Genomic DNA, 11,697 nt, shown 5'->3' with positions numbered 1-11,697 from the left:
TTGATTCGCGATGTCGACATATCCAGCAATGGTGAAAAAGTCTTACTTGGCCTGTCTAATGGCAAAGCCATCTATGTGGACTTAGTCACCGGACGCCGTCTTGAGTTCCTCGCTCACCGAGAAAAAGTGAATTCTGTGTCCCTTTCATCCAATGGCCGCTACGCCTTATCCGGTGGTAACGACTACAAAGCCTACCTTTGGGATACCGAGTCGGGCTTGGTATTGCGCACCTTTGAGCATGAACAAAGAGTAGTACGAGTCGCGCTACAACGCGATGGCGAGCTGGCTTTTACTTCTGACGGCGGCAATCAAGCGATGATTTGGGATCTTGAAACGGGCGAACCTCAAGCGCAATTGCAAAGCTGGTCTCGACAGTTGATTTTTTCGAGTGCGCGTTTTTCTGATGACGGCAGTATGTTGGTGACGGGCACACCATCCAGTCAAGTGAGTGTGTGGAATACTCAGGATGGCAAGCGAATTTCTCGTCACGATGCTGAGCCATTAAAAGATGCTCGCCCTCCTCGTGCGGTAGTGTATGATGCAGCCTTTGATGACAAGAACCGTGTGATATCGGGCACCTCTGCGGGCATTGCCCAAGCTTGGAATGTGGATTAAGAACGATGACAGAAAAGCGAGTTGAACAACTAGAAAGCCGCGTAAATGACCTAGAGTGTCAGCTAGCTTTCCAAGAACAGACCATTGAAGAACTCAATGAAGCGCTTAGCCAACAACAAATGTTGATCACGAGAATGCAAGACCAGATGAAATTCGTGGTTGGCAAAGTGAAAAATATGGATGGCTCTAATCTAGCTGACGCATCAGAAGAGACGCCACCTCCACACTATTAAGTGCGGTTCAAAATAACGAATTGATTCTAGCGACCATATCGTTAGTTTCTCGTCCTCAATGTGTAAACACATTTCAGGACGGGACATAGAAAACTAAAAGGGCGACAGATACTTATCTGTCGCCCTTTTGTTTATTCCATCTCAGTGAATAAGCTAAAGCCAATTAAGCTGATAGAAACTTAATCATCCGCATAAATCTTCACTTCAACATGACCTTGAGTATCAACGCTTGCACGATACATCCCAGAGCTGTTCATACCAAAATGAATATCGCCTTGGCCATCGATAGCGATCAAACCACCTTCTCCACCCATGGTTTTCAATTCACCTTGAATGATCGTTTCACAAGCGGTGTGTACATCTTCTTTCAGGTAACGCATTCGTGCTGCGACATCACTGGCAACCATTTTACGTAGGAAGAACTCACCCATCCCGGTTGTTGAAACGGCAACGTTGCCATTTTCAGCGATGGTTCCCGCCCCAATAATCGGAGAATCACCTACGCGACCGTATTTCTTATTGGTCACGCCACCGGTACTGGTTGCTGCTGCTAAGTTACCCGCTTGGTCTAATGCTACTGCACCGACCGTGCCGTACTTTTTGTCGTCGGGGTATTTCTCAGCTTGCTGTTCATCATATTTCGCTTCAGACAGAGCAAAGATGCCTTTCTCTTTCATCGATTGAAGTTGGTCATAGCGACGCTCAGTAAAGAAGTAGTCTTGCTCGGTAAAGGTGTAATCATGCTCAAACGCAAACTTCTCGGCACCTTCACCAATCAACAACACATGGTCGCTTTTCAGCATCACATCACGCGCAAGTTCAATTGGATTTTTGATATGGCGAACGCCTGCAATAGCACCTGCATCCATTTCGCGGCCGTGCATCACAGAAGCGTCCATCTCAACAAATTCATCATGCGTTAAAACAGAGCCCTTACCGGCATTAAAGTGCGGGCTGTCTTCCATCACCTTGACTGACGCAACCACCGCGTCCAGAGCATCACCACCCGATTGCAATATTTGATAACCAGCCAAAACCGATTTTTCCAAAGCCTCGGTAATACCCACTTTTAATTCATCGCTCATTTGCTCGCGCAAGATGGTTCCTGCACCACCATGAATGGCAATTGAAAAAGGCTGTGACATACAAACTCTCCACTGACGTCGTCTTATAATGTTGTGCTATCAATACCACATCCATGGTTCTATGTCTGATAGCGAAAACCAAACTTTTTGCGAATGCTTGCTGGATAGAAAAAAGCGAGGTCAAAAAGCGAGACTCCTAAACGCAAAAAGCCTCCACAAGGGAGGCTTTCAAGATTCTTAAACTAAACCGTTAATTCGGTATTAGTGAGAACCACAGCTACCGCCGCCGCAGCAGCCGTCTTTTTTCTCTTCACCGTGGTCATGGCCTTCGCCACCACAGCAACCGCCTTCGTGGTCATGATCGTGGTCGTGACCGCCACAGCCGCCTTCTTGGTGTACGTGACCGTGTTGAACTTCTTCTTCAGTCGCTTCACGAACCGCTACAACTTCAACGTCAAACGTTAGAGTTTGGCCAGCTAGCATGTGGTTACCATCAACAACAACTTCGTCGCCATCTACTTCAGTAACTTCAACTGGGATTGGACCTTGGTCAGTATCCGCTAGGAAACGCATGCCAACTTCGATTTGCTCAACACCTTGGAATACGTCAGCAGGAACACGTTGAACTAGTGCGTCATTGTGTTCGCCGTATGCGTCTTCTGGAGTAACAGTTGCAGAGAACTTGTCGCCAGCTACTTTGCCTTCAAGCTCTTTTTCAAGACCTGTAATTAGGTTGTTGTGACCGTGAAGGTAATCTAGTGGAGCTTCTGCAGTTGATTGGTCAACTACTACGCCATCTTCAAGTTTCACTTGATATGCAACACTAACTACTACGTTCTTTTCAATTTTCATGAGAGCTCCAAGGAGGTTTGGACTAAGCTCGAACAGTTGAGCTTAGGAAAAATTCTGTACCGGGATATTATGGGGATCAATTAACGAAACTCAATCATTCTGGCTTAAAAATACCGATCATTTCTTGATTCGCGTGTTCAGATTTCTCTACAGTTTTCGGTTTACGCTGTTCTGTGAAGTCACAATCGACACATTCCACCAGCTCGATATTGTTTTCAATCCACCAACGGAGTGTGTCTTGAGTGTTGCAACTTGGGCAGCTTGCCCCTGCGATAAAGCGTTTTTTCTGTTTCACGTTCATATCCTTTACTACTCTGGATTCGCGGTTCTTCCCACCCACTTTATTGAGAAGTTAAGCAGAGACCGCGTTTATTATTAGATTGGTTCTTTAGTCTGTTATTTCTATGCCCAAGCTTCATTTCTAAGCTCAAGCATGAGTTATCACTTCAAGCTATTGCCAATAGTTTCGAGATTGGTGATCGTTTTCCATCTCGTGTCCAAAGATCTCTTCAAGCTCTTTACGAGCCTCTTTCGCTCTTTGGGCTAACTCGGCATCTTCGTTATGCTGAGGCAGTAACTCTTTCAGCATACCATTATCCAACTTTCTAAAGTGTGCCTCTGCTCGCTTCGCTTTATATGGATGCATGCCAAGCTCAGTCAATGTTTGACGACCTAAATCCAGTGCTCCAAGGAAGGTTTCACGAGAGTAGTTACTCACACCGTGGTTAAGTAATTGATACGCTTCAACACGGCTTCGAGCACGCGCTAAGATCTTTAAGCGTGGGAAGTGCTGCTTACATAAATCGACAGTTTTCATGATTTCATCAGGGGAGTCAGTACACAGTACAATCGCTTCTGCTTTATCAGCACCGGCTGCGCGTAACAGCTCGAGGTGAGTCGAGTCTCCGTAAAATACTTTGTAGCCAAACTTTCTAAGGATATGGATTTGGCTGGCATCACTCTCCAGAACGGTGATACGAATCTTATTGGCATACATCAAGCGGCCAATGATCTGACCGAAACGACCAAAGCCAGCAATGATCACTCGAGGGCTACGATCGACCACATCCGAAGACATCGCACTTTCGCTGATTTGGTTCAGCTGACGAGCAAAGAATCGGTCTTGCAGCTTAAGCATCAATGGCGTGGTCACCATAGACAGGCTCACTACTACCAGTAAGAACGATACTTGTTCGCCACTTAAGATGCCTTGAGCACTCGCCGCAGTAAAAATAACGAAAGCGAACTCACCACCTTGGCTGAGAATCATCGCCATTCGACTACGCGCTTTTGCTTGAGTACCAAAGATACGAGCCAGCGCGTACAGCACTAGGCCTTTCAACACCACGAGGGCCAATACAGCAGTCAGTATTGCGAATGGGCTTTCTGCCAATAAACCTAGGTTTACCGCCATACCAACCGAGATGAAGAACAAGCCGAGCAACAACCCTTTAAATGGGTCAATCGCGATTTCAAGCTCGTGTCGATATTCACTTTCAGCAAGAAGCACGCCCGCTAGGAAGGTACCTAATGCCATCGACAAGCCAATCTGTTGCATGATCACAGCAATACCAATCACAAGTAACAGCGCCGCGACGGTGAACAACTCGCGTACGCCACTCATCACTACATATCGGAACAGTGGTCTCAACAAGAAGTGGCCACCGACCAGCAGACCAATCACACCACCCAACATCCAAAGCATATCAGCCCAGCTGCCGCCGGTATTACCTGCAAGTAGAGGCAACATTGCGAGCATTGGAATAACGGCAATATCTTGGAAAAGCAGTACTGCAAAGCCTGACTGCCCGGCTTCTTTGCCGCCGAGCTCTCTCTCTTCAATAACCCGCAAGGCAATCGCGGTCGAAGACAGTGCTAAGCCCATACCTATTACTAGACTGGTTTGCCAAGTTAAACCGAACATACAGGCGATAGCGGTGATGATCAGAGTGGTAATCAGCACTTGCGCGCCACCTAACCCGAGGATGGGGGCTCGCATCTGCCACAGTTTTTTCGGGTTAAGTTCTAAGCCAATCAGAAAAAGCAGCAGTACCACCCCGAATTCGGAGAAGTGCAGAATCGCCTCTACATCACTGATTAGGCCAAGTCCCCATGGGCCAATTGCCACGCCCGCTAATAAGTAACCGAGGACTGACCCCAAACCGGCGCGCTGTGCGATAGGAACCGCAACCACAGCAGCCGCTAAAAATATAACGCTACTTTGTAGAAAATCATTAGTCAGAGCCATCATCTGCTCCTATATCTTGTAGCGGGTCTCGCAACCAGTTTCGATACGCTTCGGCGTGTTGGTAACGCGTCATATCGGTGACATTTCGTGCCCAGTGTAAAACCAAAGGGGATATCCAATTCATCTGACACAAAGCAGCGGTAAGCTCGAATGGTTGCAAGATCTCTTGTAATGGATATTTATTATAGCCTGCGGCACCAAACGCCTCCTCTTTACCACCGGTAGTAATCACACTGCGCCAGTGTTTGCCTTTAAGCGCACTTTGCTCACCAAACGCAAAACCCTTACCTAACACGCGATCAAACCACTCTTTTAACAATGAAGGGCAGGAATACATAAACAGAGGATGCTGAAACACGATCACATCGTACTGAAGGAGCAATTCATGCTCATAAGGCACATCGATAAAGAAGTCTGGGTAGATGGCGTAGAGATCATGAACTTTGACATGACCGAGCGACTCTACCTTCTTAACCATCATCTGATTAGCAATAGAGGTTTGCGGCTCTGGGTGCGCGTAGATGATCAACACCTTTGGCACGACTTTGTCTGTCGAGGGAGTATTACTCATTCCTTTGAAACATTCCTTTGAGGGCTAAACGGTGGCAAGGCCACAAGAATTTAAGCAAAAGTTATTAATATGTTATTGGCATCATAACGCAAATTGCATTGTGATCGACTTTTATCTGGTTTCAGCCTACTATGCAGGCGTCTGTTCACCTCTAATTTCTATGCTATTTCAATTATGATTACTTTCTCTGATATTCAATTGCTACGCGGCGGTAAGCCACTCCTCGACCAAGCATCTGCGACTTTTCACCCTGGCGACAAGATCGGTTTGGTTGGTAAAAACGGCTGTGGTAAATCTACGCTATTCGCCTTAATTAAGGACGAACTGTCTATTGATGCAGGTTCATTCAGTAAACCAGCCCATTGGGAAATGGCTTGGGTTGCTCAAGAAACACCTGCATTAGAAAGAACAGCAATTGAATACGTGATTGATGGCGACCGTGAATACCGCGGCCTTGAAGATCAACTAGAGAAAGCTGAACAAGCCGACAACGGCACATTGGTAGCAGAGATCCACGGCAAGATTGAAACCATTGGTGGTTACAGCATCAAGGCACGTGCTGCCGAGTTACTGGACGGCCTAGGCTTTAGCCAAGAACAAATGACATGGAACCTGACTCAGTTCTCAGGTGGTTGGCGTATGCGTTTGAACCTAGCGCAAGCCCTACTGTGTCGCAGTGACCTACTGCTACTCGATGAACCGACCAACCACTTGGATTTAGACGCAGTAATGTGGCTAGAGCGTTGGTTACAAAGCTACCCTGGCACACTAGTACTTATCTCGCACGATAGAGACTTCTTGGACCCTATCGTCAACCGCATCGTGCACGTTGAAAATCAACAGCTCAATGAGTACACGGGTAACTACTCATCGTTCGAAACCCAACGAGCACAAAAACTGATTCTGCAACAAGCGATGTACCAAAAACAGCAGAAACAGATGTCTCACATGCAGAGCTACATTGATCGTTTCCGTTACAAAGCGTCAAAAGCTCGCCAAGCGCAAAGCCGTATTAAAGCGTTAGAGAAAATGGAGCAAGTGCTGCCTGCTCAGTTTGATAACCCATTCAGCTTTGAATTTAGAGAACCAGACGCGCTACCAAATCCAATCATGATGATGGACGAAGTCTCTGCCGGTTACGATGACAATCTGATTCTAGAGAAGATTCGCCTGAACCTAGTTCCGGGCAGTCGTATTGGTTTGCTTGGTCGAAACGGTGCTGGTAAATCAACGCTGATTAAGCTACTTTCTGGCGAACTGAAACAGCAAGGCGGTGAACTGAGCTATTCGCAAGGCGTTAAGATTGGTTACTTTGCACAGCACCAGTTAGAGACGCTGCACCCTGAAGAAACACCGCTGCAACACATGATGCAGATTGCCCCTAAGCACACCGAACAACAACTGCGTGATTACCTAGGTAGCTTCGGTTTCCAAGGTGAAAAAGCGCTCGATAAAGTGGCCCCCTTCTCTGGTGGTGAAAAAGCGCGTTTAGTATTAGCGCTACTGGTATGGCAAAAGCCAAACCTGTTGCTGCTCGATGAACCAACCAACCACTTGGATCTCGACATGCGTCAGGCTCTGACTTTTGCCCTGCAGACGTTTGAAGGCGCAATGGTTATCGTATCGCACGACCGTTACCTACTGCGTGCGACTACCGATGATTTATACCTTGTACACGACCGCCAAGTAGCACCGTTTGATGGTGACTTAAGCGATTACTACAAGTGGCTAACCGAACAACAGAAAGTTGAGCGCAAAGAAGCACAAGCATTGGCACCAGCAAAAGACGGCGCCAACAGTGCAGCAGCGAAAAAAGAGCAGAAACGCAAAGAAGCTGAGTTCCGTAAACTGACGGCACCACTTCGTAAAAAGCTCACTCAATTTGAAAAGCAGATGGATAAATTAACGCAGGCTCTTGAAGAAGCTGAGCAAGAATTATCCGACACATCACTGTATGAAGCTGAAAATAAGGCTAAACTGAATAAAGTACTCGCTCTCCAAGCGAGCAGTAAATCACAGCTAGAAGAAGTTGAAATGGATTGGATGTCCACTCAAGAAGAGCTTGAGCAGATGGAACAGGATATGGATAGCTTATGAGCCCAGAGCACGCCCCAATATCACTAACACTGGAACGACTATGGCAATTTAGCCTTCAGTATTACAGTGTGCGCGGTGTAAAGGATGCGTGCCTAGCTTTGCAAAACCAGTTCCACGGCAACGTCAATCTACTGCTGCTTCTCAAATGGCTTGATGAGCAGCAATTGTCTTTCGCTGAAGAAGAGTGGCACAAGGTTCAACAGTGCTTGAGCCGCTCTGAAACCTTGCTTCATAGTTATCGAGAGCTACGTAAACACCTCAAAGCACACGTTGTCGACTCGCTATACCGTGAAGCCTTGCAGTTTGAGTTACAGCTTGAAAAGCAACAACAGTCCGATCTGGTCGACTGTATTAACTCCCTACAACTGTACGCTAATCAGCAATCACCGCTCGCTTTTCAGTACTGTCGTTTATTAGGGGCAGAAAACCTCTACGACGCTTTTTCTGAACCAGCACCACAGCCCTAGCTCGTTCTCTTTCCCTTTTATTCCATCAAGACCCAAGCTTAACCTTGATATTATTCAAGCAGTTACCCATGGCCTGTTTTTGTATCTCATATAAGTGAAAGCCTTGCGCTTATACCGAGAATCAACCAAGCTCAAATAAAAACGTGGGCGTTTCGTTACAAGCTCAACACGTTATCAAAACCCGTAAAAGAAGCATGGATCGTTTTTATGACAATATTTACCGCAGCCGCTGGTCTCTCTAATCCGCACTTACAAACCTTAGTGCCACGGTTTATTCGAAAGCAGGCGCTGTTTCATCCTCACTGGCAAACCTTAGAAACACCCGATGGTGACTTTCTTGATCTTGCTTGGAGCGAATCACCAGACGGTGACACCTCAAATAAGAATGATCGCAGTAGCAAGCCGATATTCGTTCTATTCCACGGTTTAGAAGGTAGCTTTGAGAGCCCTTATGCCAATGGATTAATGAATGCGTTTGCTAAAGATGGTTGGTTGTCCGTGATGATGCACTTTAGAGGCTGCAGCGGAAAACCCAATCGCCTGGCTCGCGCTTACCATTCAGGTGAAGTCGAAGATGCGCGTTTTTTCCTAAGACACCTGCACGCCCAGTTTCCGAATAACCCTAAGGTTGCGGTTGGCATATCTTTAGGCGGTAACATGCTGGCGAACTATTTGGCTGAGTACGCAGACGACCCATTGCTGTCGGCGGCGACAATCGTATCTGCTCCTTTTGACTTAGCGTGTTGCTCTAGTCGCATTGAGCGCGGTTTCTCCAAGCTCTATAAGAAGTACCTGCTCAACTCTCTAAAATCGAATGCGCTAAAAAAGGTTAACCTGCTACAGGAAAAACTTGGCATCACCGCTGAAGCCATCAAGAACATCACCAAACTGTATGAGTTTGATGAACGAATCACTGCGCCTCTGCACGGCTTCAAAAATGCCCAAGATTATTATGCGCAATGTTCTGCGCTGCCTAAGCTCAATAAGATCAAACTACCGACTCAGATCATTCATGCCAAAGACGACCCTTTCATGACCGATGATGTGATCCCAAAGTTCGTTCTGCCCGATAACATCGATTATCGACTATTCCAAAAAGGCGGCCATGTTGGGTTTATTACTGGTAGCACACTCAAGCCAAGGTTTTGGTTAGAAGAAGCCTTGCCTGCCTACTATGAAAGTATCCAAGATTCGGCATAATGACCGAGCCTTAGTAAATAGAAGCAAAACATTACTAAGCACACGCATTTCTACATCAATAAACCTATTTATGAACATAAAAGAGAGAAGTATTTATGATCATCCCATGGCAAGACATTGCGCCAGAAACACTGGAAAACCTCATCAAAGAGTTCGTGCTGCGTGAAGGCACAGACTACGGCGACGTAGAGGTTTCACTGCAAAACAAGATTGACCAAGTGAAACATCAATTAGCTTCAGGAGAAGTCAGCATCGTGTTTTCTGAGCTCCATGAAACCGTTGATATTCAGGTCACAAAACGCTTCTAAGCTGCGCTCATAAAGGAGCCGTGTTATAGTGGTAAACGATTGCTAACAAGTAAGTTACTCAAAAGACAAGGGTTGTCATGTCCGCTAAACATCCAATTATTGCGGTGACGGGTTCATCTGGAGCCGGCACCACCACCACCTCAGAAGCCTTCCGTAAAATGTTCAATATGATGGACGTGAAGGCAGCTTGGGTTGAAGGGGATAGTTTCCATCGCTTCACTCGCCCAGAGATGGATGTCGAGATCCGTAAAGCGCGCGAGCAAGGTAAGCACATCAGCTACTTTGGTCCACAAGCCAACGACTTTGGTGCGCTAGAAGAGTTCTTCCGTAAATACGGTAACGAAGGCACAGGTAAAGTACGAAGCTACCTGCACACCTTCGATGAAGCCGTGCCTTACAATCAAATGCCGGGCACCTTTACGCCATGGCAAGAGATCCCTGAAAACTCCGATGTGATGTTTTACGAAGGCCTGCACGGCGGCGTGGTTGATGGCGACATTAACGTTTCTCAACACGTCGATTTGCTGATCGGCATGGTACCTATCGTAAACCTAGAGTGGATTCAAAAATTCGTTCGTGACACCCGCGATCGTGGCCACTCACGCGAAGCCGTAATGGACTCCATTGTTCGTTCGATGGATGATTACCTTAACTACATTACCCCGCAATTTTCGCGTACTCACATCAACTTTCAGCGTGTTCCAACCGTAGATACATCGAACCCACTCAACGCCAAAGGGATTCCAAGTTTAGACGAAAGCTTCGTAGTTATACGTTTGCGTGGCATCAAAAACGTCGATTTCCCCTACCTTCTGGCTATGATTGATGGCTCGTTTATGTCTCGTCATAACACGCTAGTGGTGCCAGGCGGCAAGATGAGTTTTGCTATGGAGCTCATTGTGAGGCCAATCCTGCAACAACTCATCGAAACCGGAAAAATAGGTTAACAAAACGACATTCTGGTTGATTACTTTTCATACCGTGATCATGTGCACAATTTTGCGTAAAAAATCGTAGCTTGGTCACGATTAAAATCAAGAAATAGTACCTGAAAAAGGATACTATTCTTAAACGAAACACAAGATAGCTTGCAGCACTCAACGAGTGCTCTTATCCTACAAGTCAATCCAGGCTTAGCTAAAATACGGAAAGCGGCAAGCATACCCTGCAGAGGAAGTGAGATATTATGGTTCTAGGTAAACCTCAAACCGATCCAACATTAGAGTGGTTCCTTTCACACTGTCATATTCATAAGTACCCTTCAAAAAGTACTTTGATTCATGCTGGTGAAAAGGCAGAAACCTTGTACTACATCGTTAAAGGTTCTGTGGCAGTTCTTATCAAAGACGAAGAAGGTAAGGAAATGATTCTTTCTTACCTAAACCAAGGCGACTTCATCGGTGAGCTTGGCTTGTTCGAAGAAGACCAAGAGCGTACAGCTTGGGTTCGTGCTAAATCTCCTTGTGAAGTAGCTGAAATTTCTTTCAAGAAATTCCGTCAACTTATCCAAGTGAACCCAGATATCCTAATGCGCCTTTCAGCGCAAATGGCAAACCGTCTACAAGTAACTAGCCAAAAGGTTGGTGACTTAGCGTTCCTTGACGTAACAGGTCGTATCGCTCAAACGCTACTAAACCTAGCGAAACAGCCAGATGCAATGACTCACCCTGACGGCATGCAAATCAAGATCACTCGTCAAGAGATTGGCCAGATCGTTGGTTGTTCTCGTGAGACAGTTGGTCGTATCTTGAAGATGCTAGAAGAGCAGAACCTAATTTCTGCACACGGTAAAACTATCGTGGTATACGGCACTCGTTAATCTCGGTTAACTGAGCCAAAAATTTGAAAGCCACCAAATGCGAATTTGGTGGCTTTTTTGTTTTCTGAAGACCCAAAGAGCAGATGCGAGATGCGAGATGTGATATTGATATGGCCCCTAAAAAGTAGACACAGGGGTTTAGTTGATTAGTTCAAAGTGCATGGGACTCACTCCACCTAGAGTCCCATGTCTTCTTACTGGA

The 11,697-nt window shown here is 46.3% G+C and carries 13 protein-coding genes; 8 read left to right on the top strand and 5 right to left on the bottom strand.

Translation table 11 applies throughout. The features are described from left to right. Together IQQ51_RS26715 and IQQ51_RS06000 are read left to right on the top strand one after the other, a co-directional pair. The coding region (locus IQQ51_RS26715) for a WD40 repeat domain-containing protein (RefSeq protein ID WP_416222602.1) at positions 1–615 on the top strand (615 nt) is incomplete at its 5' end. Between the two features lie 5 nt (positions 616–620). Then, the gene (locus tag IQQ51_RS06000) at positions 621–848 is read left to right on the top strand and encodes a SlyX family protein (RefSeq protein ID WP_009848930.1); all 228 of its coding nucleotides are present in this window, start codon (positions 621–623) and stop codon (positions 846–848) included. A gap of 179 nt (positions 849–1,027) precedes the next feature. Here the strand turns inward: IQQ51_RS06000 and IQQ51_RS05995 are convergent, their stop codons facing one another. The 5 genes from IQQ51_RS05995 to kefG form a co-directional block, all read right to left on the bottom strand. Next, positions 1,028–1,993, bottom strand: a complete 966-nt coding sequence (locus IQQ51_RS05995) for an isoaspartyl peptidase/L-asparaginase family protein (protein ID WP_193840590.1) — start codon at positions 1,991–1,993, stop codon at positions 1,028–1,030. 201 nt (positions 1,994–2,194) lie between these two features. Next, positions 2,195–2,785 carry a peptidylprolyl isomerase gene (slyD, locus tag IQQ51_RS05990; RefSeq protein WP_017061108.1) on the bottom strand — a complete coding sequence of 197 codons (591 nt, stop codon included), beginning with the start codon at positions 2,783–2,785 and terminating at the stop codon, positions 2,195–2,197. 94 nt (positions 2,786–2,879) lie between these two features. Continuing rightward, positions 2,880–3,080, bottom strand: a complete 201-nt coding sequence (locus tag IQQ51_RS05985; protein WP_029235422.1) for a YheV family putative zinc ribbon protein — start codon at positions 3,078–3,080, stop codon at positions 2,880–2,882. A gap of 156 nt (positions 3,081–3,236) precedes the next feature. After that, positions 3,237–5,033, bottom strand: a complete 1,797-nt coding sequence (gene kefB, locus IQQ51_RS05980) for a glutathione-regulated potassium-efflux system protein KefB (RefSeq protein WP_193840589.1) — start codon at positions 5,031–5,033, stop codon at positions 3,237–3,239. Beyond that, positions 5,020–5,604: a glutathione-regulated potassium-efflux system ancillary protein KefG gene (gene kefG, locus IQQ51_RS05975; protein ID WP_017061111.1), complete on the bottom strand. Its 585-nt coding sequence runs from the start codon at positions 5,602–5,604 to the stop codon at positions 5,020–5,022. Before kefG ends, kefB begins: the two co-directional genes overlap by 14 nt. Before the next feature lie 174 nt (positions 5,605–5,778). On the opposite strand from kefG, the gene IQQ51_RS05970 reads away from it, so the two are divergent. The 6 genes from IQQ51_RS05970 to crp all read left to right on the top strand — a co-directional run bounded on the left by IQQ51_RS05970 (position 5,779) and on the right by crp (position 11,495). Then, complete coding sequence (locus IQQ51_RS05970) at positions 5,779–7,701, top strand: ABC transporter ATP-binding protein (RefSeq protein WP_017061112.1); 1,923 nt, start codon at positions 5,779–5,781, stop codon at positions 7,699–7,701. Next, a complete protein-coding gene (locus tag IQQ51_RS05965; protein ID WP_048605369.1) occupies positions 7,698–8,168 on the top strand; it encodes a TIGR02444 family protein in 471 nt (156 codons plus the stop codon). Before IQQ51_RS05970 ends, IQQ51_RS05965 begins: the two co-directional genes overlap by 4 nt. A 207-nt stretch (positions 8,169–8,375) precedes the next feature. Further along, entirely contained in the window at positions 8,376–9,368 is a 993-nt protein-coding gene (locus IQQ51_RS05960) for a hydrolase (protein WP_019825349.1), read from the top strand. A gap of 95 nt (positions 9,369–9,463) precedes the next feature. Continuing rightward, a complete protein-coding gene (locus IQQ51_RS05955; RefSeq protein ID WP_010435208.1) occupies positions 9,464–9,676 on the top strand; it encodes a YheU family protein in 213 nt (70 codons plus the stop codon). A gap of 77 nt (positions 9,677–9,753) precedes the next feature. Then, the gene (locus tag IQQ51_RS05950; RefSeq protein ID WP_010435210.1) at positions 9,754–10,623 is read left to right on the top strand and encodes a phosphoribulokinase; all 870 of its coding nucleotides are present in this window, start codon (positions 9,754–9,756) and stop codon (positions 10,621–10,623) included. A gap of 239 nt (positions 10,624–10,862) precedes the next feature. Continuing rightward, positions 10,863–11,495, top strand: a complete 633-nt coding sequence (gene crp, locus IQQ51_RS05945) for a cAMP-activated global transcriptional regulator CRP (RefSeq protein WP_004729651.1) — start codon at positions 10,863–10,865, stop codon at positions 11,493–11,495. The last annotated feature ends 202 nt before the right edge of the window (positions 11,496–11,697 follow it).

It is taken from the genome of Vibrio sp. OPT18 (assembly GCF_015163615.1).
Classification (GTDB): Bacteria; Pseudomonadota; Gammaproteobacteria; order Enterobacterales; family Vibrionaceae; genus Vibrio; species Vibrio coralliirubri.
The sequence above is the reverse complement of the archived record's forward strand: the minus strand, read 5'-3'. Positions and strand labels throughout refer to the sequence as shown.